Origin of the sequence: Cupriavidus sp. YR651 (genome assembly GCF_900101625.1) — a bacterium.
Lineage (GTDB): Bacteria > Pseudomonadota > Gammaproteobacteria > Burkholderiales > Burkholderiaceae > Cupriavidus.
Map to the genome: position 1 here is coordinate 132082 of NZ_FMYZ01000004.1, position 23028 is coordinate 155109.

The window sequence follows — 23028 nt, forward strand, 5'->3', positions numbered from 1 at the left end:
GAGACAAGGACATGACTACCGCCACCCCCGAAGCGCCCGCAGCCCCCGCAGCCAATCAGCGGCAGGCCGCCAGGCCCAAGCTGTCGCTCAAGGACAAGTACGCCGTGCTGACGCGCGACCTGGGCTGGGAAACCACCTACCAGCCGATGGATACCGTATTCCCGCACGACAAGTTCGAAGGCATCGTGATCCATGACTGGAACGGCTGGGAGGACCCGTTCCGCCTGACCATGGATGCGTACTGGAAATTCCAGTCCGAGAAGGAACGCAAGCTGTACGCGATCATCGACGCCTTCCAGCAGAACAACGGCCAGCTGAACGTCACCGACGCGCGCTACGTCAACGCGCTCAAGCTGTTCCTGACCGGCGTGTCGCCGCTGGAATATGCCGCGCACCGCGGCTTTGCGATGGCCGGCCGCAGCCTGCGCGGCGCGGGGGCGCGCGTGGCCTGCCAGATGCAGTCGATCGACGAGCTGCGCCACTGCCAGACCCAGATCCACACGATCAGCCACTACAACAAGTACTTCAACGGATTTTCCGACTGGCGCCACCTGCATGACCGGCTGTGGTACCTGTCGGTGCCCAAGTCCTACTTCGAGGACGCCATGACGGCGGGCCCGTTCGAGTTCATCACGGCCATCTCGTTCTCGTTCGAGTACGTGCTGACCAACCTGCTGTTCATGCCGTTCATGTCCGGCGCGGCCTACAACGGCGACATGGCAACCGTGACCTTCGGCTTCTCCGCGCAGTCCGACGAATCGCGCCACATGACGCTGGGGCTGGAGGTGGTGAAGTTCATGCTGGAGCAGGACCCCGCCAACCGCCCCATCATCCAGAAGTGGATCGACAAGTGGTTCTGGCGTGGCTACCGGCTGCTGACGCTGGTGGCGATGATGATGGACTACATGTGTCCTAAGCGCGTGATGAGCTGGAAGGAGGCCTGGGAGATCTACTTCGAGCAGAACGGCGGCGCGCTGTTTGCCGATCTGGCGCGCTACGGCATCCGCATGCCCAAGTACCACGAGCAGGCGGCGAAGGAGAAGGACCACCTGTCGCACATCGCCTGGTCGATCTTCTACAACTTCAACCATGCGGCCGCGCTCCATACCTGGGTGCCGGAGCCGTCGGAAATGGACTGGCTGGCCGAGAAGTACCCCGACAGCTTCGACAAGCACTATCGCCCGCGCTTCGACTACTGGCAGCAGCAACAGGAGGCGGGCCAGCGCTGGGCCAACCCGGGCCTGCCGATGTTGTGCCAGGTCTGCCAGATCCCGATGGCCTTCACCGAGCCGGACGACCCCACGCAGATCTGCTACCGCGAGGCCGAGCACGCCGGCGACCACTACCACTTCTGTTCCGATGGCTGCCGCGACATCTTCCTCGACGAGCCCGAGAAGTATGTGCAGGCCTGGCTGCCCGTGCATCAGATCTTCCAGGGCAACTGCGGCGGCACGACCCTGCCGGAGGTGCTCGACTGGTACCACCTCGGCCCGCAGGACCGTGGCGACTATGCCGATTCGCAGGATCGCGCCAACTGGCAGCGCTGGACCGGCACGGCAGCAGCGCCGGCAACGGCGCCGGGCAACAGCGCGCCGTGCTGCGACCACGGACACGACCACGGACACGACTGAACCGACATCGGGAGACCACCATGCCAGTCATCGCACTGAAGCCGGGCTATGCGGGCGAGACCCGCGACCGGATCGAGAATTTCCACGGCAACCAGCTGGTGTTCTTCGGCTGGGACCAGCACCTGCTGTTCTGCAGCCCGTTCACGCTGCCGCTGCCGCCCGACATGCCGTTCGGCACCTTGGTCAGCGACGTCATCGCGCCGTTGCTGGCCGCCCACCCGGAAGGCGCGGCCATCGACTGGACGCAGGCGCAGTGGCTGCGCGGCGGCGAGCCGTTCACGCCGGACTCCGATGCCAGCCTGACCGGCAACGGGCTCGGGCACAAATCGCTGCTGCGCCTGCGCACGCCTGGCCTTGCCGGCATCGCCGGTTCCTGCAACTGAAAACCGAAACGTCGCCCCAGACAGACTTACGGAGGCTGCCATGACCTATCAACTGACCATCGAGCCCCTCGGCCAGACCATCGACATCGAGGAAGGCCAGACCGTGCTCGACGCATGCCTGCGCGCCGGCGTGTGGCTGCCGCACGCCTGCGGCCACGGCCTGTGCGGGACCTGCAAGGTGCAGACGCTGGAAGGCGAACTGGATCACGGCGAGGCGTCGCCATTCGCCCTGATGGACTTCGAGCGCGAGGAGGCCAAGTGCCTGGCCTGCTGCGCGACGCCGATGTCCGACATGGTGATCGAGGCCGACATCGAGCCAGATCCCGACGCACAGTGCCTGCCGCTGATGGATTTCACCGCGGAGGTCGTACGCATCGAAGCGCTGACGCCGACCATCAAGGGCGTGTTCCTGCGTATCGAGGGCGAGCCCCTGCAGTTCCAGCCCGGCCAGTACGTCAATGTCTGGCTAGGTCAGGAGGCCGCGCCGCGCGCGTTCTCCATCGCCAGCGCGCCATCGGCAGGGGAGATCGAGCTGAACGTCCGGCTGGTGCCCGGCGGCCGCGCCACCACCTATGTGCATGAACAGCTGCAAGCCGGCGAGCGCCTGCAGCTGTCGGGCCCGCTGGGCCGCTTCTTCGTGCGCAAGAGCGACCCGCGGCCGCTGATGTTCATGGCGGGGGGATCGGGGCTGTCGAGCCCGCGCTCGATGATCCTCGACCTGCTGGAGTGCGGCGATCCGCGCGAGATCGTCCTGGTGCAGGGCGCGCGCAATGCGGGCGAGCTCTACTACCGCGACGCCTTCGAGGCGCTGGCGCGTCGGCACGACAACTTCACCTACCTGCCGGTGCTGTCCGGCGAGCCGGAACATAGCGACTGGGCTGGCGAGCGCGGCTATGTCCACGATCTGGCAGGACGCCACTTCGACAACGACTTCCGTGGCTGGCGCGCCTACCTGTGCGGGCCGCCACCGATGATCGAGGCCTGCATCGCCACGCTGATGCAAGGCCGGTTGTTCGAGAAAGACATCTTCACCGAGAAGTTCCTGTCGGCGGCCGACGCGAGCCAGGCCACCCGCAGTCCGCTGTTCCGCTCGCTCTGACGCCCGCCCATTTTCCCCACAAGACCCAAGGAGACAACCATGGACAAGATCGCAATCGACGCCGTGCTCAACCGCATCGAGGAAAGCACCGGCCAGAACGCCAACCCGCGCATCGCCGCCATCGTGCATCGGATGGTGCGCGACATGTTCTACATGATCGAGGACCTCGACATCCAGCCCGAGGAGTTCTGGGCCGGACTCAACTACCTCGCCGAGGCAGGCCGCGCCGGCGAACTCGGCCTGATCGCGCCGGGGCTTGGCTTCGATCACTTCCTGGATCTGCGCATGGATGAGGCCGAGGCGCGCGCCGGCGTCGCGGGCGGCACGCCGCGCACCATCGAAGGACCGCTTTACGTGGCCGGCGCCCCGGTCGTCCAGGGCGAGGCCCGCCTGGACGATGGCACCGATGACGGCGAGATACTGGTGATGGAAGGGCAGGTACTCGACAGGGACGGCAAGCCGCTGCCCGATGCCAGGGTGGAGGTGTGGCACGCGAACTCGATGGGCAACTATTCCTACTTCGATCCGACCCAGAGCGCGTTCAACCTGCGGCGCACCATCGTCACCGACAGCGAGGGACGGTATCGCCTCCGCAGCATCGTGCCGGTCGGCTACAGCGTGCCGCCGGGTGGCGCCACCGACCGGCTGCTGAAGCAGCTGGACCGTCACGGCACACGTCCGGCCCACATCCATTTCTTCGTATCCGCGCCGGGACATCGCAAGCTGACCACGCAGATCAACATCGACGGTGACCCCTATCTGTGGGATGACTTCGCCTTCGCCACGCGCGAGGGGCTGGTGCCGCCGGTCACGCGCGTCGACGACGCGGCCGCCATGCAGGCGCTGGGCGTGGACAGGCCGTTTTCGGTGATCCGCTTCAACTTCACGCTGCATGCCGACAACGCGAACGCCCCGCTGGCAGAGGTGGCGCGCCGGCGCGCGGCCGTGACGGCGTGACGCCATGCGCGCCGCGATTTGATCATTTGATCAAAGCCGGGCCGCGAAATTGATCCATTGAGCAAGGCCGTCGTGGCCCGGTCGGCCACACGCCGGGGATGTGGTGCGGGAATTGTCCTGCACCCGTCATCTCCCGGCGCCTTCACGCGTCGTCCTCACCACTCCGAACCCGCGAACACCTTCCTGGCACGCCCGATGCAGAGAAAGGGCATGGCCGGGCGGCGGCCGGCAAGCAGTAACCAGGAGACGGTGATGGAATCCAGCGGCAAAACTCCGGAGGCGATGATCCGGCCAGCGTCCCATGCGATGGCGGACGCGTCTGGGTGTGCCGCGGAGTCCGAACCACCGCTCGGCGCACACCTCATCACGCCGCGCCACGGCTACGCGCATCACGGCATCTACGTCGGCCACGGCATGGTGGTGCATTACGCGGGCTACTGCCACCGGCGGCAACGTGGCCCGGTGGAAGAGCTGACGCTGGCAGCATTCGCGGACGGCCACGGCATCACGATCCTGGCGACACCAATGGCACGCTACAGCGCGGCGGAATCCGTCAGGCGCGCCCGCTCCCGGCTGGGCGAAGATCGCTACAACCTGCTGACCAACAACTGTGAACACCTTTGTACGTGGTGCCTGTACGGCGAAAGCCGCAGCGGGCAGGTACGGCATTGCCTGTTGCATCCGCTCCGGGGCCTGCGCATGGCGGCCGGCATGCTGAGGGGCTGGTGGGAGACCGAGACGCAGTCCGCAGCCGCCTGCCGTGGTCCTCGCTCGCGCTCACAAACGATTACAACCTCGTACGCTTGCTGGCAATATGCTCCCGAGCGCTGATGGCCGATGGGGCCAATGCGTTACGAGGAGAGAATCAATGGGTAAGATCCGGGCACTGGGTCTACTGGCGTCTGTTTTGACGCTATTGAGCGGTGGGAGCAATGCGGCCGCCCAGCAGGTGGTGGGAGGCATGGGCGAGCCGATCCATATCGGCACGTTCGACGCGCGCGGGGAGAACCGGCTTACGGGGCGTATGCCGCCGGAGAAGCCATCGGCAAAGGCCCGGCGCGTGCGCGATGCCGGAATGCCTGCAACAACTACGCGTTACGAGAAGCCGACCTTGCCGGGGAAGCATCTGCGCTAGTTTGCGATTGCCGTGACGGCGTCCCCCACCGTTCCCGACCGACCCGGGCGTGGCGCATCGCCATGACGGTACATCCGATCTGCTGCAACAACCTGCCGCCGGCAACATACTGAAAAAATGGAAGAAATCGGGTCTGGCCCTCGCATTGACGACATCGAGCGTGCCGCGTTGTACCGCATCATGGCGCTACGGCGCGACTGTCGTCACTTCACGCCGGGGCCTGTCCTCCCCGATGCACAGCTGGGGCGTCTTCTGCACGCGGCCCACCAGGCGCCGTCGGTGGGCCTGATGCAGCCATGGCGGTTCATGCGCCTGAGCACCCCGGAATGGCGCGCGCGTCTGGCGCCGCTGGTGGAGGCGGAACGGCAGGCCACGGCGCAGGCCTTGGGGGAGCGTGCTGCGGAATTCCTGCGCCTCAAGGTCGAAGGCATTCGTGACTGCGCGGAGCTGCTGGCGGTCATCCTGGCGCCTGACGACGGCACGATCTTCGGACGCCGCAGCATGCCTCGTGAAATGGCCTGGGCTTCCGCCGCATGCGCCGTACAGAATCTCTGGCTGGCGGCGCGTGCGGAAAACCTCGGCCTCGGGTGGGTATCGATGTTCGATCCCGACGCGCTCGCGCGCGAGCTCAGCCTCCCTTCCGGCGCAACGCCGTTTGGCCTGCTCTGCCTCGGGCCCGTACCCGCCTTCTACGAAGCGCCCATGCTCGAACAGTTGGGCTGGCGCAAGCGCTCCCCGTTGCATGACATCCTGTGGGACCCGTCGTCGGCTCCCACACCTTCCGCCAGTTGAGTGCGAATGGCGGGCACGCCGGTGGCCGATTCACTTCCCGGCGGCAAGCGTCTCGTGGAGGCATGGTGATGGCTGTATGGATATACAGTGCCGCCGGGGGGCTGGCCCCTAGGCTAACCTGCTGATTCGTATCTATTAGCCCCGTTTTTGGCGCACATGTTTTCTCGACATAGCCGGCTCGCCGAAGACGGGAACCTGATATTAATCAGCGATGAAGCGCACCCTCACGATTCCGCAACCGGTCGACGCCGCGCTGGTTTCCGGCGAAGCGGCGTATCCCGCCGATGGCGAGGATCGCAACTTCGTGACCGCGCTGGCCCGCGGGCTGGAACTGCTGCGCGCATTCGGGCCCGATGACGACTTCCTCGGCAATGCCGAGTTGTCACGCCGTACCGGTATCCCACGTCCTACCGTCTCGCGCCTCACCTACACGCTGGCGAGCCTGGGCTATCTGGTCTACGTGGAAGCGCAGGAAAAGTACCGCATGGGGCAGGGCGCGATGCTTCCTGGACAGCGCTACCTTTCCGGCGCGGGCATCCGGGACATCGCCCAGCCGCTGATGCAGTCACTGGCGTTTGCCACCGATTGCACAGTGGCGCTGGCGGCACCGGATCGCCACGACATGCTCTACCTGGAGGTCTGCCAGCCACGCGGTGCGCTGGTGATGCGGCTGACGCCGGGATCGCGGCTGCCCATGGCGACATCGGCGATTGGCCGCGCATGGCTGGCTGGGCTGACGCCGGCGCGGCGCGCGGCCGTGATCGCGGAACTCGAACGTCATCACGGCCCGCGTTGGCCCGGCCTGCGCACGAAACTGGACCGGTCGTTGCGCGAGCACGCGCGGCGCGGCTTCTGCCTGGCGCATGCCGAATGGGACCGCACGGTCAGCGGCGTGGCGGCGCCGGTGCGCCTGGAAGGCGGCACGGAAGTCCTGTCGATCAATATTGGCGGCGCCTCCTCCCGGCTGTCGCCGGAGATTCTGGAGAGCAACCTGGGGCCACGCATCCGCGAACTGGCGGACACGCTTGCCGCGCGGCTCTGGCAACCGGCCTGAACAACGATTCCACCCGATTCGACGAGGAGACAAGCATGGACATTCGCAACAAGACCGTCATCGTGACCGGCGGCGGCACCGGTATTGGCCGCGCACTGGTGCTGGCCTTCGCGCAAGCGGGCGCACGCGGCGTGGCGGTGGCCGATATCGACCACGCGGGCGCCGCGCAGGTCGCCGCGGAAGCCGTCGCCGTCGCGCCGGACTGCAAGCTGTTTGCGCAGCGCGTGGACGTGGCCGATGCGGATGCCGTGCAAGGCCTGGTCGACGTGGCCACGGAGCGCTTTGGCCAGGTCGACATCTTCTGCTCCAACGCTGGCATCATCCTGCGCAAGGGCCTGGACGCCAGCGCGGCGGAATGGCAGCGCATCTGGGAGATCAACGTCATGGCGCATATCCATGCCGCCAAGGCCGTGTTGCCGCAGATGCTGGAGCGGGGTGATGGTTATTTCATCAATACGGTGTCGGCGGCGGGCCTGCTGTCGCAGATCGGCTCGGCGCCGTACGCGGTGACCAAGCATGCGGCGATCGGGTTTGCCGAGTGGCTGTCGATTACCTACGGCGACCGTGGCATCAAGGTCAGCTGCATTTGCCCGCAGGGCGTGCAGACGAAGATGCTGTTCGGCGAGAGCGGCGAACGCAAGGGTTTCCTGCAGGAAGGATCGGTGACGGCGGAGCACGTCGCCGCCAAGACGCTGGAAGGCGTGGCCAGCGAAAGCTTCCTGATCCTGCCGCACCCCGAGGTGCTCGAGTACTACCGCCGCAAGGGGCAGGACTATGACCGCTGGCTGCGCGGCATGCGCCGTTTGCACGATCAGGTCACCCAGACATTCGGCGATATTGCCGTATAGCAACACCCAGGCATATGCGGATTGCCGCGCGTCGGGCGGCATGGACAATCGGAGCAGGAGCGGGCCACGCGCTCGCCTCCCCGGTGATTGACGATCGTCGAAGAAAATCGGACTGCCGATGGACTGACCAGAACGGCAGCCAACCAGGAGACATTTTCATGCGTGTTCGTTTGTTCCAGCGCCGCCAGATCCTGGCGATGATGGCGGCCGCTGCCGCAGTGGCCGTTGCGCCCGCGGCGCAGGCCGATACCTATCCGTCCAAGCCGATCCGGCTCGTGGTGGGCTTTCCCACCGGCGGCGCGCCCGATACGCTGGCGCGCATCGTGTCCGAGAAGATCTCGTCGTCGTGGGGGCAGCCGGTCATCGTGGACAACAAGCCCGGTGCCGGCGGCAATATCGGCGCCGAAGCCGTGGCGCACGCCGCCCCAGATGGCTACACGCTCGCGCTGGGCACCGTGGGCACGCACTCGATCAACGGCGCGCTGTACAGCAAGATGCCGTACGACATGGTCAAGGATTTCACGCCGGTGATCCTGGTGGCATCGACCCCCAACGTGCTGGTCGTCAATCCGTCCGTGCCCGCGAAGAACGTGGCCGAGCTGATCGCGCTGGCCAAGGCCAAGCCGGGGGGACTGACGTTTGGCACGCCCGGCATCGGCACGTCGCCGCACGTGGCGGGGGAAATGTTCAACACGCTCGCGCAAGTCAAGATCACCCACGTGCCTTACAAGGGCCGGGCGATGGCGATTCCGGACCTGCTCGGCGGCCATATCACGATGATGTTCGACAACCTGCCGTCGGCGCTGCCGGTGGTCAGGGAGGGCAAGCTGCGCGCGCTGGGCATCACGAGCCTCAAGCGGTCGCCGTCGGCACCGGATATCCCGACGCTGGCCGAGCAGGGCCTGCAAGGCTTCGACGCCGATTCCTGGTTTGCGATCTTTGCGCCGGCCAACACGCCGAAGGATGTCGTGGCGAAGCTCAATACGGAGCTCAATCGCATCTACTCGCTGCCGGACGTGCAGGCCAAGCTGAAGACGCTGGGGCTGGATCCGATCCTGGGTACGCCTGACAAGCTGGCTGGCTACCAGCGCAGCGAAATCGCGAAGTGGGCGAAGGTGGTGAAGGAGTCGGGCGCGAAGGCCGAATAAGGTCCGCGCCGTGGTGGCGTGCCGGACCGTCAGGCGTCCGGTTCCGCCGCTGCGGACGACGATGCCGCGGGGCGGCCGTCGCGTAGTCGGCTGAGGCTGATCACGGCGCCAGCGAACGCCACCGTTGCCGCCACATACAGCGCCAGTCGCGCGGCGCCCGAGCGATCGAGGCTGAACAACAGTGCCACGACCGCCGTGCCGGTGGTCTGGCCCAGCAGCCGCGTGGTCGCCTGGGCGCCGCTGGCGCCGCCGCTGCGCTCGCGCGGCGTGGCGCCGATCATGGCGCGGTTGTTGGGCGACTGGAAGAACCCGAAACCCAGTCCGCACAGTGCCATGCGCCAGGCTATGTCGAAGCTGCTGGCGTCCTTGCCCAGCACCGCCAGGCCGATCAGTCCCGCCGTCAGCATCACCAACCCCGCGCCGGCGAGGATGCTGGCCGGGTAGCGATCGGAGAGCCGGCCCGACACGGCGGCCATGACTGCCACCATCAGCGGCCAAGGCGTGATCAGCAGCCCGGTTTCCTGCAGGCTGCGGCCAAGCTGGTATTCCAGATAGAACGGCAACGCCACGAAGGCCAGCATCTGCGTCATGAACGAGCAGAACGATGTGCCGACCGCCAGTGTGAACGCACGGCTGGCAAACAGATCCACCGGCACCAGCGGCGCGGGCTTGCCGTGCTGGCGACGCACCAGCAGCCAGCCCAGCACGACGGCGAGCACCAAGCCGGAAGCGCCGGCCAGACGCAGCGGTGCGTGACCCAGTCCGTCCACCCCAAGGATGAACAGCCCAAAGACGACCGCCGACAGGGCGGCACTCGGATAGTCGAATTCGCGCGGCTGCGCTGGTGTCTCGGGCAGTGCGCCACGCGAGATCGCCAGGGCAAAGATTGCAACGGGAATATTGACCGCGAAGAGCCACGGCCAGCTGCCGATCGCCAGGATCAACGCGCCAAGCGACGGCCCCACGGCGATGGTGACGCCCACGACCAGCGCGTTGAGGCCGATGCCACGGCCCAGCTTGGTCGGTGGGTAGATAAAGCGGATCAGCGCCGTGTTGACGCTCATGATGCCGGCACCGCCCACCCCTTGCAGCACGCGGGCCGCCACGAGCATGGGCAGGTTCACGGACAGTGCACACAGCACCGATCCCGCCAGGAACGTGGCCAGGCCAACCCGGTAGACGCGCTTGTAGCCCAGGATGTCCCCCAGTGACGACAGCGGCAGCAGGCAAACCGTGACGGTCAGCTGGTAGGCATTGACGACCCAGATCGTACGCGCGGGATCGGCGTGCAATTCCCGGGAAATGGAAGGAAGGGCGATATTGGCGATCGAGCCATCCAGCACGGCCATCACAAGACCGCAGAAGACGGTCAGGATGGCCCAGGTACGCTGGGGCCGAGGGAGGCCTTGATAGGGCTGCATGGATGGATAAGCGGCTGGCGTATTCTCGCCATTCCCCGTGTTGGCGGAGATGCCCCACGGGATCGGAGGCGCCATTATCGTCCGGGCGGGCGTCGCCCGCAAATGCGGCGTTTGTGGTAGGCCGGAACGTCAGTCCGGCGCCACGTCCCCGCGCACCTCTCGCTCGGGAGGTGCGGAATGCGCGCCCCGGACCTGGGGCTTGAGCGCCAGCACCGGCTGGGGGCGCCCGGGATTCCCTGCAAAGGCGCCGGTCCCTGGATTCGAGGGCGATGTCGCGTCCTTGCCATACGCCAGGACGGCGGCGTACAGGGCTTCGGCGAGCGTGCCGACCTCCGGCGTCCAGATGTCCGTGCCAGCGCAGCGGTGCTCCAGGTTGCGGCATCGTTCGAAGATCTCGCGCGCCTGCACGATCAGGAACGCGCCTGCGGACCGATGGGCCCAGTGCCGCAGCGCCACGGTGTCATGACGCCGCATGATGGCGGCCAGCTCGGGCGCGTCGGTCTGCAGTTGCTGCCGGAGGATGCCCTGATATCGGGCGAGTTCGGCGGGCGCAAGCGGCGCGTCTTCGACATCGGCGTGGCCGGCTGTGGCGGCCGCCGTGCCCGTACGCGGGGGAACCGGCGCAGCCCGCAGCGCAAGTTCCAGTTCCCGGAGCGAAGCGGGCTTTGCAATGTGTCCTGCAAAGCCACGGGCCTGCCAGTCGGTCGCGCGCCCGTCGACCGTGACCGCGCTGAAGGCGAGGACCGCGATGTCGGGCCATGAGGTCTGTACCGCGGCGAGCAACGCGTAGCCATCCATCATGGGCATGTGAATGTCCGTCAGGATCAGGTCGACGTGGTTGTGAGCGAGCACGGCGAGCGCCTGACGGCCGTCGCCGACCACGATCGGGTGCCACCCGAGCAGCTCCAGTTGCTCCGCGATCAGCATCTGGTTCAGCGGGCTGTCCTCGGCAACCAGCACGGTGCGGGCATCCGGCCCGCCTGCGATGCCGGGGACGGGACGCGCATCGCGATGTTCGTTGCCTTCCGGCGATGCGTGGGCGTCTTCCTCCCTGTCATGCAGTGCGGCAGCGGTCGCGGCAAACAACGCATTGCGGCTGTAGGCGGCGACCGCGTACACATTGGCCGCGCGCCGGACCGGCCTGTCTGGCCCGTCGCTTGTGACCCACACCACGGGGACCGGACAAACCGCACGCAACGTATCGAGGGTGCCCGGATCGTATTCGTCAGTGACGACCAGCAGATGTGGGGGGTTGCTGCGCAAGGCTGCCAGCGCGGCGTTGGTGGCGTAGAAGGATGTGGCATGCCATCCGGCGGACTGCAGCCATGCCTGCAAGGTGGCGCCCGATTCGACTTCCTGGCACAGCACCATCGCACTGCTTTCGCGGGCCACCGGAGCGGGGCGGGCGAGGGGCTCGGTGCCTTCGACTGGCGCGCCTAGGGGCACCACGACGGTAAAGGCGCTGCCTACACCCTCCACACTCTCCACGGAAATGTGCCCGCCCATGAGTTCGCTGAGCCGCGCGCAGATGCACAAGCCGAGCCCCGTGCCGGCGTACCGGCCAGCGGCGCCGGCTTCGCCCTGGACGAAGGGGTGAAAGACACGGGCAGCCAGCGCCGCCGACATGCCGATGCCGGAATCCCGTACGCTGCAGATCAGGAGGCGGCGTGCCCCGCTGTCCGTGGCGATCTCCGCCTTGAGCGTGACCTTGCCGCTGGCGGTGAACTTGAAGGCATTGGTGAGCAGGTTGTTGACGATCTGCACCAGGCGTGTCCGGTCGCCGGTCAGCACGGCATCCAGCGATGGCGCCAGGTGCGCGTAGAAACGGAGGGGCCTGTCGGCCACCATCGGTGCATAGGAGCAGGCCAGGCTCTCGAAGTCATCGATCACGCGGAACGGTTCGTTGACCAGTTTCATCTCGCCGGCGTCGATCTTCGAGAAATCGAGAATGTCATTCACAATCCGTCGCAACCCGTCCGACGCCACGTTAAGCGCCCGCAACCGCGCCGCATGTGCCTGCAGCCCGTTCGCGCGAGCGAGTAACTCAAGATTGCCGAGCAACGCGTTCAGCGGTGTACGGATCTCGTGACTCATCGATGCGAAGAAGTTCGAACGCGCCCGCATCATCGCCTCCGATGTTTGCTGGGCCGTGCGCAGTTGCTGCTCGAGTTGCTGCTGCGCGGTGACGTCCTGGATGGCGCAGAACAAGACATCCTGGTTGCGGTAACGCACTGGCGCGCAGGTCAGCTGGAGGAACTGCCGGTCCGGCGCGTCGGCCGGCCCGGTGGCAACAGGCGCGGTTGGGTCGGGCGCCGGCCCGGGACGTCGCGGCACGATGATCTGCGCGATCGACGGAAGCTGCCCGCGCATTGCGCGGGGCGATTGCTGCCGCAGCGCGTCGACGATGTGCGGCGGCAAGGTGGTCCGGGTCTCCGGTCCCAGCAAGGACTCCGCCAACTGGTTCGCGGTCTGGATGGCGCCGTCCTGAAGCCGCAGGATGCAAAGCCCGATGGGCGTGGCGCTGACCAGAATATGGTTGATCGTCTCCTTTTCGAGCGTGCGGGCGGCCTCGGCATGGCTGCGGCGCAGCAGGTGTACGTCCCAGTATCGCGCCATCAGCACGATGCCCGCGACCAGGATCAGGCCGATGGCGCCAATGACCGAGAGTTCATTGACGAGTGAACCGAGCAGCGTGCCGAACGAGAGGAAGTAGACCAGGGACCCGAATCCTTGCCCGAGCGGCTGGACGCGCAGCAGGCCAGACCGTGTGAAGCCAAAGCGCTCCGGTGGCATATGCCGTGCGCGATCGAGCAGTTTCCCGACCTGCGTGGAGGGCGCGACGGGCGATACGTCGATGGCGTGGCCGGCGCTGTTGACCAGCAATAGCGTGGACGCATCACTGGGGCGCATGAGGTCGGAAAGAAAGGATTCGACGGGAATGCTCGTCGCCAGCAGCATCGCCAGGCGCCATTCGGTATGGACTGCCATCACGGATGTCATGACGTGGGCCCCGAGCACCGGATCGACGGCGGGGCCGGTCCATATGAGCTCGTCCTTCGGACGCAGGGCGGTGCCGGACCGTTCCTGCAGGCGGCGCGCGAGGTTGTCGCGCAGCGTGGGGACGATGCCGGGGTCTAGCGTGGCGGTATTGCTGTGCGTGGCGGGCGATGGGGACAGCACGATCGCGTAGTCCGCATTGGGGTCGACCACATACGCCAGCTGGTCAAGCTTCAGTGCTTGCCGGGTGGTCAACGCCGCAGTGGCAATTTGCTGCAGTCGCCATACCCGATGTGGTGTTGCATGGCCCCATGCTCTGCGCGTGGAGGGAGGTACGAGCAGGGTGTAGCGGCCATCCGGCGCCACGGCGGTGCCGGTCAGCCGGATCTGATCGAGGAGATCGAGCAAGGTGGCATCGGGCGGCGAGTCACCGATGTCATTCTCGTGCTGTCGAACGGTCAGCGCGGTGCGCCGCAGGAAGGCCGCTTCGCCTTGCAGCCGCTGCGAGATGGCACGGACATACTCGGCAACGTGACTGCGGCGGTTGTCGAGGTCCATTGCCGCGGCAAGGCCGGCGAGCAACAGCATCGACACGATGACAATGGCGACCAGCAAGCCGACGGTAGCGTAATACAGTTGCTGCTGCCGCCTGGCGTTGCGGGCAAGCGATGCAAAGGCCTGGGTGAGCGATTCCTGTGTGCGGTCGAGAATCTGCTGCATGAAGGGTTCAGGTCAGGCCATTCTCGTAGGCGTAGCGAATCAGGTCCGTGTTGGTCTGTACGCTGAGCTTGCGCATCGCCACGGTTTTCTGGCTTGAGATGGTGCTGACGGATCGCCCCAGCTTGTTGGCGATCTCATTGAGTTGCAGGCCCTGGGCATAGAGCCGCACGACTTCGAGTTCGCGCAGCGTGAGATCGGTGCCCGGAGACGTGCCGGCGGACACGCTCTCCAGTACCGCGCGAATCGACGGCGAATAGAAGTGGCCGTTGCTGACTGTCACATGGATGCAGGCTCGCACGATTTCGTCGAGTTCGTCTTCCTTGCTGACGAAGGCACGCGCACCGAGTTTCATGGCGCGGCTGACAACGCCCGGGTTGGTCTGGGCGCTCACGATGACGATGCGGGTATCCGGATAGCGGCGGGAGAGGCAACGCAGGAGATTGAAGCCATCGAGGGAGGCATCGCCGTGCCCCATGCTGAAATCCGTCACCGCGACGTCGACGGGGTTGTGGGCGAGCGCGCAGATCAGTTCGCTGCCGTTCGTGCTCTCGCAGGTGACTTGGAGTCCCGGAGTGCGCCGCAGGCAATCTCGCAAGGCAATGACCACGAGCGGGTGGTCGTCAGCCAGGGCAACTCGAATGGTTTTTGCGGGCATGCCTCAGTGTCCTTTCGCTGGCCAGCCTTGCACCCGGGGGCCGGCGTGCGCTGGATCAATGCGTAGTGCTTTTGCAAGCATTGGAGATTTTTCGGTCAATGTCTTTTATGGAATGTCGCGGTAATTTCGGTGATATCGGATTTCAGACTTCGCGAAGAAATTCGGTAACTGCCGTCGCGAGTCCGCAAGCGCGAAGTTGACGCGCTCCCGTGGTGGACAGGCCGTGAGGGAGGCCGCCTTGCGGGGTGCGTGAGGACGGCGGTTCCACATGAGGTCGGACTGAGTATCGGGTGTATCGGGTGTATCGGGTGTATCGGGCGAGACGCCCTGGGAATGAAGGCTGAAGGTGTGAGCAGGCCGGCCCGCTCGGCGTGAGTCGCACGACGGATATGGCGATCCGTGCCGCAACGAGAAGCGTGCTCCTGCAGTTGGATGTCATAACGCGATGTCCCGGTGGGGCTCCTGGCTTCCCGATGGATGTGACGTCGTGCAGCGGAAATGTGCAGGCCGCAAGCGACAAATTCTGGCGATCAGCCCGTAACTTGAAAATCGTAATTCGACTAATTTCAGCGCACTCTTCCGGGGTGCGCTATGGCTCGCGAAGGCGCAGCGCCTGCGCCTCGATCGAGTGAAGGAGTCCTGTGTAGGAGGGCAGGAGCCCACTCACACGTTCCGCAAAGCGGATGCATCGCTGTGACGGGATGGGTGCGGTGATATCGGCAAGCGTGGCAATGGGGTGCCTGAGCACGGTGTGTTCGGCCAGCCAGGCCGGGATGGTTTTCAAGTCGCGCAATCTCAGCAGCATTAACAGCTCGACAGGCATGGCCTGTTCCACAGGGTGATCGAAGTCGAATAGAGATTGCTCGGTATCGAGCCGGCATTGCGCGAGGTGCCTCTCCGCCAGCTGGATCGAGAGCGGTGTGAATGTCGCGTCGTCGCTATGCCAGTGTTCGACGATATCGGCGAGCAAGGTCTCGCTTCTCTGGAATGCCATGATCGGGGGGGAGTTGCCAAGGGCCTGGCTTGCCACGGCGACGATCATGCCGGCGACGCCGCCGATCGGGGCGGGCGGGGTCAGTTCGCTGTCGGCGCTGAACCAGGCCTGCAGCGCAAAGGTCGCGAGATCGCGCCAGCCGAGCGCAATCAGCATGGCGATCTGCAATGCCATGTCGCGCTCGTAGGTCTGGCGTCGGTGAGGGCCGCTCCATTGCTCCCTGTGCAGCGCCAGCGCATGAGTCCCCGCGACGGCTTCCACGACGCCGAGCTGAAGCGTCAGCCGGTGGGTGCCGCTGCAGATTTCGCCGCCGTCGAGATGGATGGCCCGCCACTGGCGCAGCCGGCCAAGCCAGAACATCGCCCGCGCCGCGCGCGGCATCGGCACCGCGCCAGGCGTGGCAAGAAAGGTGCCCAGTGTCTCGCGATACATGCCATGCAGGGCTGCTGCCTGTGCCTGCGCGGTGTTCAGCACGGTCTGGTGCCGCTGTTCCGCTTCCTCTCTGTTTGCTGGTTTTCTCGCCATCCATGTACCCGTGTTGGTCAAGTGCCAAGTGGCGACACACTACGGGCAGCGCGGCAGGGGGTCCATCGTCGTTCCATGAAATGCACGACGTCCCGACGATGCCATGGCTGTGATGTGATGGGGGAGCCTATGGGGAGGGCAGGTGGGAGAGCCGATGGCGGGCCGCATGATTTGCCCGCCGTGTGTGTGGGCCGCCGGGAAAATCCGGCACGACAGGGTGGCATCACGTGCCCCAATACATGCGTGCTTGTCAGGGTCAATTGTGGTGCGACACGTCCATGCAAGATTAGTGGCATGCTGTGCGCGCGCGCGTGTATCTGCCACGCCCGTTGTCCCATGCCGGACGGAGGTGAACCATGGCACATCGTCAATTCCCTGACTTTCCCGTAAATGAGCGTCAAGACGTGGAGGCCCTGCTGACGCAGGTCGGTCTTACGTCACAGGAGTTCGAGATTTCCGACGTCAATGGCACGTCGTCCCGCCAGGTCATGGTTCGCAGGCAGCGCACGGGCGCGGAAAGCGTCTACGACGCGGGGCCCGGTACCACATGGATCGAGGAGTTCGAGAGCGATCTGGAGTGCGGGCTGTTTGGCCAGGTGTCCGCCTAGCGCACCACATTCGCCACGCAGGGCGCCTGTCGGCTAGTGTCGGCCACGTTCCGGGCTGCGCCCGACGATAGACGCCCCCGCGATCAGTTCCTTGAGCAAGGCCAGCGATGCCGCACCCGGCATGCGGTAGGGGTCGAGTTCGCCCTGCGCGGAGTATTTCAGCAGCGTGGCGGCGTTGATCTTGCCGGCATTGACGCGCCCCATCGACCAGCCCGAGAACGCCCGCTCGGCAATCTCCTCGTAGTGCAGCAGCGTCACGTCGTGATGCCGTTTGTCCTGGCCGATGTTCAGGAACAGGCGCGACACCGCTTCGCGGCTGCCTTCCAGCGCCTGCAGGTAGACACCGTTGCCGTGGCACAGCACACCCGTGATGCCGTGGCGCGGATTCTGTTCCAGGCTGGTGTCCAGGATGGCATCCACCGTGGCCGGATCCAGCGGCGCCCTGGCGCGACTGGCATAAAGCAAGCGAACTAGCATCGGCTTTCCTCGTCAGCGGCGGTTGAGGTTGAGCAGCGTCAGGAATTCGCGGCGGAGCTTGTCGTCCTTGAGGAAGGAGCCCCGCATGACGCTGTTGGTCATCTTGGCATCGGTGTCGCGCACGCCACGCCAGTGCATGCAGAAGTGCTCGGCCTCCATCACGATCGCCAGTCCGTCCGGATTCATTTTCTCCTGCAGCAGGTCGGCGATCTGGGCCACGGCTTCTTCCTGGATCTGCGGCCGGCACATGATCCACTCGGCCATGCGCGCGTACTTCGACAAGCCAATCAGGTTGGAGTGGCGATTTGGCATGACCCCGACCCACAGGCTGCCGATGATCGGGCAGAGATGGTGGGAGCAGGCGCTGCGCACGCGGATCGGGCCCACGATCATCAGTTCGTTGAGCTGTTCCACGTTGGGGAATTCGGTCACTTCCGGGGCCCTGGCATAGCGGCCCGCGAAAATTTCCTTGAGGTACATCTTGGCCACGCGCCGGGCGGTTTCACGCGTGTTGTGGTCCTGGTCGACGTCGATCACCAGTGTGCGCAGCACGTCTTCCAGCCGTGCCTGGACTTCCGCCTGCAGGTCATCCAGCTCGCCATGCTCGATGAAGCGCGCAATGTTGTCGTTGGCGTGGAAGCGTTCACCGGCCGCCTCGATACGGGCGCGAATGCGGTCCGATACCGGACCGGTGACGGGCGAATGCGGCGGGTGCGAGCCCTCGCCGGAATGATCCTTGTGTGACATGAGTGGCCGCTGGCGATGGTGAGCGGGCACGGCCGGGCCCGATGGGGCGCCGGTGCGGTGCGCGGTGCTTCACTATATGGCAGATGGGAGGGCGCTACAACCGGGACGGGCCCGCCGCCGCGCCAGGGTCAGCGAGGGTCAGCGCAGGACGGCCAGCGCCGGCAGCAGCGCCAGCGGCATCACGATCGCGCCGGTTTTGAGGAACGTGCCCGCGCCGATGGCATGGCCTTCCCGGCGCAGCGCGGTCAGCCAGAGCAGCGTGGCCAGCGATCCGGTCACGGACAGGTTCGGCCCCAGGTCGACGCCAATCAGCACGGCAGCCGTGACGGTGTCCGACGCGTGTCCGGCCGCCAGCGCCGATGCCGACAGCAAGCCGGCCGGCAGGTTGTTGACCACGTTGCTGACCAGGCCGACCACCACGCCGGCAACGCCCGCGCCAACCACGCCAGCCGATCCGGCCTGCGCGGACACCGTGCCGACCCAATGGGCGAGATGGCCGACCAGCCCAGTGCGCTCCAGCCCGGCCACCAGCACGAACAGGCCCGCCACCATCGGCAGGACGCCCCATGACACTTCCTTGAGTGCCGGGGCAAGCAGGCGCGGCTGCGTGGCGCAGACGGCGGCCAGCGTGGCCACGCCGCCGAGGAACGTGGGCCAGCCCAGGTCCTGGCCGCGCAGTGACGCCGTCAGCAGCGCCACCCCGGTCAGCACGATGCCGGCCGTCGTCAGCCAGGCTTGCAGCGTCAGCGGTGGCACGGGGACATCGTCCTCGATGCGCTCGGCCAGCGCCTCGCGCTGCGTCCAGTACAGCGCCACGAATGTCATCACGATGGCCACCACGGACGGCAGCGTGAAGCGCGCAAGCCAGCCTGCCAGCGGCGGCATCCGGTCCCCGAACAGCACCAGGTTGGCCGGATTGGAGATGGGCAGGACAAAGCTGGCGGCGTTGGCGATGAACGCGCAAGCATAGAGATAGGGCAGCGGATGTTTCACGCGCGCCGCGCGCGTGGCGGCCAGCACGGCCGGCGTCAGCACCACCGCAGTGGCGTCGTTCGACATGAACGCGGTGACCGCGATGCCAAAGCCATAGACCAGCACGAAGAGCCGTCTTGCGGAGCCGCGGGCGCTGCGCACGGCCAGCGCGGCCACGTGGTCGAACAGTCCCGTCTTGCGGGCGAGTTCCGAGATCAGCATCATCCCGGCCAGGAACAGGTAGACGTCGTTGCCGCGCGCGACGGCGGCCAGGGCCTCCCTCCACGGCAGCAGCCCGGCCGCGCAGAGCAGGATGGCGCCCGCCATGGCCCAGAACGCTTCCGGCAGCCGGAACGGCCTGAGCAGCACACCGGCGGTGGCAGTGGCCGCTACGGTCCAGATCAGCGTTGCGTTATCGGCGGGCATCGAAAGAAGAGGGCGGGTTCAAGGCGAGGGTTCAAAGCGACAGATCAGGGCGACAGCTCAGGGCGAGGGATCACAGCGGCCCGGCGGCGGCGCCGTTTCGTGGCGCCGGGTCCGGCGCGGGCGAGACGGCGGCAGCCGGGGTCGCTACCCCACCAGGCCCGCCCGGCGCACCGGGCGCAACCGGGCTGGCCGGGCTGTCCGTGGCCGTGCCCGGGGGCGGGAAGCCCAGCGCGACGATGCCGTGCGTGCCATCGGCGTTCTCGGCATAGGCCCAGTCATTGTTCATTCTTGCCAGGTCGCGCGGCGCGGGGAAATCGGCTTCGGGCACGCCGGCCAGCCGGCCTTCCATATACGCGGCCCAGATGGGCAGCGCCGTGGTGGCGCCGAATTCCCGCCGGCCCAGGCTGCGGTTGTCGTCAAAGCCCATCCAGGCCACGGTTACGACCTCCGCCGCGTAGCCGGCAAACCAGCCATCGACGGCGTCGTTGGTCGTGCCGGTCTTGCCGGCCACATCGTCGCGGCGCAGATAGCGGCGCACGCCGGCCCCGGTGCCTTCGTCCACCACGCTCTGCAGCAGGCTGTTCATGACGAACGCGTTGCGCTCCGAAATCACGCGCGGCGGCTCGGCCTCGGTGCTGGCGGAAAAGAGCACATGGCCATCGCCGTCGGTAATTTTTGCAATCAGGTATGGTTCGATGCGATGCCCCTGGTTGGCAAACACGCCGTAGGCGGCCGCCAGCCGCAGCGGCGAGGTCGTGCCCGTGCCGAGCGCCATCGCCAGGTAGGGCGGCAGGCGCCTGGTGGCGAAGCCGAACTTGCCGGCGTGGTCGATCGTGTACGGAATGCCGATGGATTGCAGCGTGCGGATGGCGGGCAGGTTGCGGGACTCCGCCAGCGCCTGGCGCACGGTAATCGGGCCGACGAAGCGGTTGTCGTCGTTGGAGGGCTGCCAGCGCGGATCGTCCAGCGGCGCATCGTTGATCAGCGTGCCGGGCGAGATCCCGCGTTCCAGCGCGGCCGAGTAGACAAACGGCTTGAACGTCGAGCCCGGCTGCCGTTGCGCCTGCGTGACGTGGTTGAAGCGGCTGGTGGCAAAGTCGGCGCCGCCGACCATCGCCTCGATGGCGCCGGTGCGGGCATCGAGCGATACCAGCGCGGCCTGCGGCAAGGCGGCCGCCGCCAGGTTCGTGCCCGGATGCCGCTTGCCGTAGCGTTCCAGCCCGGCATGCACCGCGTCATAGGCCAGCCTCTGCCGGACGGAGGACACCGTGGTGTAGACGTTGATGCCGCGCGTGTAGGCGTCATCGCCAAAGCGATCGTGGGCCAGTTGGCGCGCGAGTTCGGCCACGTACTCGGCATGGCCGGCAAAGCGGCCATTGGTGTCGCCGGAGACGAGGAGGCGCGCGGCGCGGGCGTCGCGATACTGATCCTGCGTGATCATGTCCAGCGCCAGCATCCGGCCCAGCACGTATTCCTGCCGCCGTTTGGCGCGCGGATAGTTGACCACCGGGTTCATCGTGGACGGCGCCTTGGGCAGCCCGGCCAGCATCGCGGTTTCGGCCAGCGACAGCGACGCGAGCGGCTTGCCGAAGTAGGCCTGCGCGGCGCTGCCAAAGCCGTAGGCATGTTCGCCCAGGTAGACCTGGTTCATGTACAGCTCGAGCACGCGCTCCTTGGGCAGCGAACGGTCGATCTGCCAGGCCAGCAGGATTTCATACCACTTGCGCGCCAGCGTCTTTTCGCGCGACAGGTAGAAGTTGCGCGCCACCTGCATCGTGATGGTCGACGCACCCTGCGCGTAGCCTTCGCCGAGATTGGCCAGCGCGGCGCGGAACAGGCCGGGCACGTCCACGCCGACGTGGTTGTAGAACTGATCGTCCTCGGCGGCCAGCAGCGCGTTGGCCATGAGCTTCGGCATGCGCTCGATCGGGATGAACTCGCGGTGCTCCGTGCCGAACTCGCCGATCAGCACGTCGTCGCTCGTGTAGACGCGCAGGGGGACGTCGGGGCGATAGTCGCGCAGGGCATCGACGGAGGGGAGCTGCCGGAGGCTGATCACGGCGGCAAAGCCGGCGAGCAACACGCCGGCGGCGGCCAGCGCGGCGGCGATGCCGGCGGCCTTGACTGCGATTCGTTTCATGGCGCGCATTCTACCGCGCGGCGGGGAGCGGCAAAGGCACGCCAGTCTCGGTGTGATCTTCGGGTGGCGTCTTGCGGACGCGCTCGGGCGGATGATGCGGCACTTGCCGCGCGAATTCGCAGAGCGCGTGCCATGTCTCGGGCCGTTCCACGATCGAGAAATGGTCGGTGCCGGCAATCGTCTGCAGCGCCACCGGGCCGGGCCACGCGGCGATCAGCCGTTCGGAGCATGCGTGCGGGACCACGTCATCCGATTCCGCAAGCAGGACCTTCGTGCTCTGGACCACCTTCTTGCAGTGGGAGATCGAGTCGAAATGGTGGCGCATCAGCTGGCGCAGCGGCACCAGCGGAAAGCGCTTGCCCACGATCTCGAGCAGGGAGTCATAGGGGGTGATCAGTTGCAGGCTTTCGAAATCCTGCAGGTCCGCGAGCTGGATGGCCACGCCGGTGCCGAGCGAGCGGCCCACCACGTGCACCCGCACGCCAGGAAAGGCGCGGCGGATATGGAGCAGGAACTGGCTGGCATCGGCCACGGCGGCGGCCTCGGAAGGCATGCCGTCGGAGTGGCCAAGTCCCCGGTAGTCGAACGTGGCAAAGCCCATGCCGGCCGGTAGCCACTTCACGAACTGCAGCGTGTCCAGCACGTCCTCGCCGCGGCCGGGCAGGTAGAACAGCAGGTCGCGCACGCCCACGTGGTCCGCGTGATAGACGTAGCCGCGGAACAGTCCGCCCGGCACCGTGTGCGAATAGGCGACGATGCCGTCGGGCAGGTCGCGCGGCGGGCGCCGGCGGGCATCGAACAGCAGGCGTTCCTGGTTGACGGTGAGGTAGGTCCAGTAGCAGGCAAAGCTGCCGGCGGTCAGCAGGGTGACGGCAATCGTCTTGCGGGCGAGGGAAGGCATGGGGGCGCTGCTAAATGTTGGCCGGCTCTATTGAGCCTAATCCAAAAGGTGGCGTCACGGCGTTCGACCGGGCCGGGCTTGCGCGAGTTCTTGTACGATACGCCTCACAGTAACATGCGGCCGTCTGGTCGCCGGGCCAACAAGGGGGGCCATTTGCATGGACGATGGACAAAAGCGCGCCGAAGAGGCGCAAGCGATGGAGCGGCTGGTCAGTGCCACACGGCAGGTGCAGGTAGCCTTCACCGCGCTGCAGAGCCAGTATCCGCCGGAGGGCAGCGGCAAGCCGTCGAAGATCGCGTTGCAGACCTTCGATGCCGCCCTGCAGGGGCTGGAAGACGCCCAGTCCGTGTTTGACGAGATCCTCAACGACCTGCTCGACGGCAACCGCTGACAGCGCG

General features: G+C 66.5%; 21 protein-coding genes. 12 read left to right on the forward strand and 9 right to left on the reverse strand.

Translation table 11 applies throughout. The annotated features are described in order from the left end of the window. Positions 1-11 precede the first annotated feature (11 nt). The 10 genes from BLR29_RS13260 to BLR29_RS13305 all read left to right on the forward strand — a co-directional run bounded on the left by BLR29_RS13260 (position 12) and on the right by BLR29_RS13305 (position 9047). Positions 12-1631, forward strand: a complete 1620-nt coding sequence (locus BLR29_RS13260; RefSeq protein WP_092137457.1) for an aromatic/alkene/methane monooxygenase hydroxylase/oxygenase subunit alpha — start codon at positions 12-14, stop codon at positions 1629-1631. Positions 1632-1651: 20 nt separating this feature from the next. Beyond that, complete coding sequence (locus BLR29_RS13265; RefSeq protein ID WP_092137458.1) at positions 1652-2014, forward strand: phenol hydroxylase subunit P4; 363 nt, start codon at positions 1652-1654, stop codon at positions 2012-2014. A gap of 40 nt (positions 2015-2054) precedes the next feature. Next, entirely contained in the window at positions 2055-3113 is a 1059-nt protein-coding gene (locus BLR29_RS13270; RefSeq protein ID WP_092137459.1) for an NADH:ubiquinone reductase (Na(+)-transporting) subunit F, read from the forward strand. Positions 3114-3152: 39 nt separating this feature from the next. Further along, the gene (catA, locus tag BLR29_RS13275; RefSeq protein WP_092137460.1) at positions 3153-4070 is read left to right on the forward strand and encodes a catechol 1,2-dioxygenase; all 918 of its coding nucleotides are present in this window, start codon (positions 3153-3155) and stop codon (positions 4068-4070) included. Between the two features lie 252 nt (positions 4071-4322). Continuing rightward, a complete protein-coding gene (locus tag BLR29_RS13280; RefSeq protein ID WP_369804602.1) occupies positions 4323-4901 on the forward strand; it encodes a lecithin retinol acyltransferase family protein in 579 nt (192 codons plus the stop codon). 37 nt (positions 4902-4938) lie between these two features. Beyond that, the gene (locus BLR29_RS13285; RefSeq protein WP_092137461.1) at positions 4939-5205 is read left to right on the forward strand and encodes a hypothetical protein; all 267 of its coding nucleotides are present in this window, start codon (positions 4939-4941) and stop codon (positions 5203-5205) included. A gap of 117 nt (positions 5206-5322) precedes the next feature. Beyond that, complete coding sequence (gene bluB, locus BLR29_RS13290) at positions 5323-5997, forward strand: 5,6-dimethylbenzimidazole synthase (RefSeq protein WP_092137462.1); 675 nt, start codon at positions 5323-5325, stop codon at positions 5995-5997. A 211-nt stretch (positions 5998-6208) separates the two neighbouring features. Continuing rightward, positions 6209-7051: an IclR family transcriptional regulator gene (locus tag BLR29_RS13295; protein ID WP_092137463.1), complete on the forward strand. Its 843-nt coding sequence runs from the start codon at positions 6209-6211 to the stop codon at positions 7049-7051. Between the two features lie 35 nt (positions 7052-7086). Continuing rightward, entirely contained in the window at positions 7087-7899 is an 813-nt protein-coding gene (locus BLR29_RS13300; RefSeq protein WP_092137464.1) for an SDR family oxidoreductase, read from the forward strand. A 158-nt stretch (positions 7900-8057) separates the two neighbouring features. Next, positions 8058-9047, forward strand: a complete 990-nt coding sequence (locus BLR29_RS13305; protein ID WP_092137465.1) for a Bug family tripartite tricarboxylate transporter substrate binding protein — start codon at positions 8058-8060, stop codon at positions 9045-9047. A gap of 29 nt (positions 9048-9076) precedes the next feature. Here the strand turns inward: BLR29_RS13305 and BLR29_RS13310 are convergent, their stop codons facing one another. The 4 genes from BLR29_RS13310 to BLR29_RS13325 all read right to left on the reverse strand — a co-directional run bounded on the left by BLR29_RS13310 (position 9077) and on the right by BLR29_RS13325 (position 16359). After that, a complete protein-coding gene (locus BLR29_RS13310) occupies positions 9077-10468 on the reverse strand; it encodes an MFS transporter (RefSeq protein WP_092137466.1) in 1392 nt (463 codons plus the stop codon). 129 nt (positions 10469-10597) lie between these two features. Beyond that, positions 10598-14185, reverse strand: a complete 3588-nt coding sequence (locus BLR29_RS13315; protein ID WP_092137467.1) for an ATP-binding protein — start codon at positions 14183-14185, stop codon at positions 10598-10600. A gap of 7 nt (positions 14186-14192) precedes the next feature. Then, entirely contained in the window at positions 14193-14840 is a 648-nt protein-coding gene (locus BLR29_RS13320; protein ID WP_092137468.1) for a response regulator, read from the reverse strand. 589 nt (positions 14841-15429) lie between these two features. Next, positions 15430-16359, reverse strand: coding sequence for a hypothetical protein (locus BLR29_RS13325; RefSeq protein WP_255371227.1), 930 nt, complete (start codon positions 16357-16359; stop codon positions 15430-15432). Between the two features lie 356 nt (positions 16360-16715). Here BLR29_RS13325 and BLR29_RS13330 point away from each other — a divergent pair, with 356 nt between their 5' ends. Beyond that, entirely contained in the window at positions 16716-16967 is a 252-nt protein-coding gene (locus tag BLR29_RS13330) for a hypothetical protein (protein ID WP_092137470.1), read from the forward strand. Between the two features lie 33 nt (positions 16968-17000). Here the strand turns inward: BLR29_RS13330 and BLR29_RS13335 are convergent, their stop codons facing one another. From BLR29_RS13335 to BLR29_RS13355, 5 genes are all read right to left on the reverse strand, one after another. After that, the gene (locus BLR29_RS13335; RefSeq protein ID WP_092137471.1) at positions 17001-17444 is read right to left on the reverse strand and encodes a BLUF domain-containing protein; all 444 of its coding nucleotides are present in this window, start codon (positions 17442-17444) and stop codon (positions 17001-17003) included. A gap of 12 nt (positions 17445-17456) precedes the next feature. After that, the gene (folE, locus tag BLR29_RS13340) at positions 17457-18191 is read right to left on the reverse strand and encodes a GTP cyclohydrolase I (RefSeq protein WP_092137472.1); all 735 of its coding nucleotides are present in this window, start codon (positions 18189-18191) and stop codon (positions 17457-17459) included. Positions 18192-18329: 138 nt separating this feature from the next. Then, entirely contained in the window at positions 18330-19589 is a 1260-nt protein-coding gene (locus tag BLR29_RS13345) for an arsenic transporter (RefSeq protein WP_092137473.1), read from the reverse strand. Positions 19590-19659: 70 nt separating this feature from the next. Next, complete coding sequence (locus BLR29_RS13350; protein WP_176860944.1) at positions 19660-21729, reverse strand: penicillin-binding protein 1A; 2070 nt, start codon at positions 21727-21729, stop codon at positions 19660-19662. 10 nt (positions 21730-21739) lie between these two features. Continuing rightward, entirely contained in the window at positions 21740-22630 is an 891-nt protein-coding gene (locus BLR29_RS13355) for an alpha/beta hydrolase (protein ID WP_092137475.1), read from the reverse strand. Between the two features lie 157 nt (positions 22631-22787). Between BLR29_RS13355 and BLR29_RS13360 the strand changes: the two genes are divergently transcribed. Next, positions 22788-23021, forward strand: a complete 234-nt coding sequence (locus BLR29_RS13360) for a hypothetical protein (RefSeq protein WP_092137476.1) — start codon at positions 22788-22790, stop codon at positions 23019-23021. Positions 23022-23028 lie beyond the last annotated feature (7 nt).

Bases quoted from the DNA above. Each gene is read 5' to 3' on its own strand.
- BLR29_RS13260 (WP_092137457.1), top strand. From the start codon at position 12: ATGACTACCGCCACCCCCGAAGCGCCCGCAGCCCCCGCAGCCAATCAG.
- BLR29_RS13265 (WP_092137458.1), top strand. From the start codon at position 1,652: ATGCCAGTCATCGCACTGAAGCCGGGCTATGCGGGCGAGACCCGCGAC.
- BLR29_RS13270 (WP_092137459.1), top strand. From the start codon at position 2,055: ATGACCTATCAACTGACCATCGAGCCCCTCGGCCAGACCATCGACATC.
- catA (WP_092137460.1), top strand. From the start codon at position 3,153: ATGGACAAGATCGCAATCGACGCCGTGCTCAACCGCATCGAGGAAAGC.
- BLR29_RS13280 (WP_369804602.1), top strand. From the start codon at position 4,323: ATGGAATCCAGCGGCAAAACTCCGGAGGCGATGATCCGGCCAGCGTCC.
- BLR29_RS13285 (WP_092137461.1), top strand. From the start codon at position 4,939: ATGGGTAAGATCCGGGCACTGGGTCTACTGGCGTCTGTTTTGACGCTA.
- bluB (WP_092137462.1), top strand. From the start codon at position 5,323: ATGGAAGAAATCGGGTCTGGCCCTCGCATTGACGACATCGAGCGTGCC.
- BLR29_RS13295 (WP_092137463.1), top strand. From the start codon at position 6,209: ATGAAGCGCACCCTCACGATTCCGCAACCGGTCGACGCCGCGCTGGTT.
- BLR29_RS13300 (WP_092137464.1), top strand. From the start codon at position 7,087: ATGGACATTCGCAACAAGACCGTCATCGTGACCGGCGGCGGCACCGGT.
- BLR29_RS13305 (WP_092137465.1), top strand. From the start codon at position 8,058: ATGCGTGTTCGTTTGTTCCAGCGCCGCCAGATCCTGGCGATGATGGCG.
- BLR29_RS13310 (WP_092137466.1), bottom strand. From the start codon at position 10,468: ATGCAGCCCTATCAAGGCCTCCCTCGGCCCCAGCGTACCTGGGCCATC.
- BLR29_RS13315 (WP_092137467.1), bottom strand. From the start codon at position 14,185: ATGCAGCAGATTCTCGACCGCACACAGGAATCGCTCACCCAGGCCTTT.
- BLR29_RS13320 (WP_092137468.1), bottom strand. From the start codon at position 14,840: ATGCCCGCAAAAACCATTCGAGTTGCCCTGGCTGACGACCACCCGCTC.
- BLR29_RS13325 (WP_255371227.1), bottom strand. From the start codon at position 16,359: ATGGCGAGAAAACCAGCAAACAGAGAGGAAGCGGAACAGCGGCACCAG.
- BLR29_RS13330 (WP_092137470.1), top strand. From the start codon at position 16,716: ATGGCACATCGTCAATTCCCTGACTTTCCCGTAAATGAGCGTCAAGAC.
- BLR29_RS13335 (WP_092137471.1), bottom strand. From the start codon at position 17,444: ATGCTAGTTCGCTTGCTTTATGCCAGTCGCGCCAGGGCGCCGCTGGAT.
- folE (WP_092137472.1), bottom strand. From the start codon at position 18,191: ATGTCACACAAGGATCATTCCGGCGAGGGCTCGCACCCGCCGCATTCG.
- BLR29_RS13345 (WP_092137473.1), bottom strand. From the start codon at position 19,589: ATGCCCGCCGATAACGCAACGCTGATCTGGACCGTAGCGGCCACTGCC.
- BLR29_RS13350 (WP_176860944.1), bottom strand. From the start codon at position 21,729: ATGAAACGAATCGCAGTCAAGGCCGCCGGCATCGCCGCCGCGCTGGCC.
- BLR29_RS13355 (WP_092137475.1), bottom strand. From the start codon at position 22,630: ATGCCTTCCCTCGCCCGCAAGACGATTGCCGTCACCCTGCTGACCGCC.
- BLR29_RS13360 (WP_092137476.1), top strand. From the start codon at position 22,788: ATGGACGATGGACAAAAGCGCGCCGAAGAGGCGCAAGCGATGGAGCGG.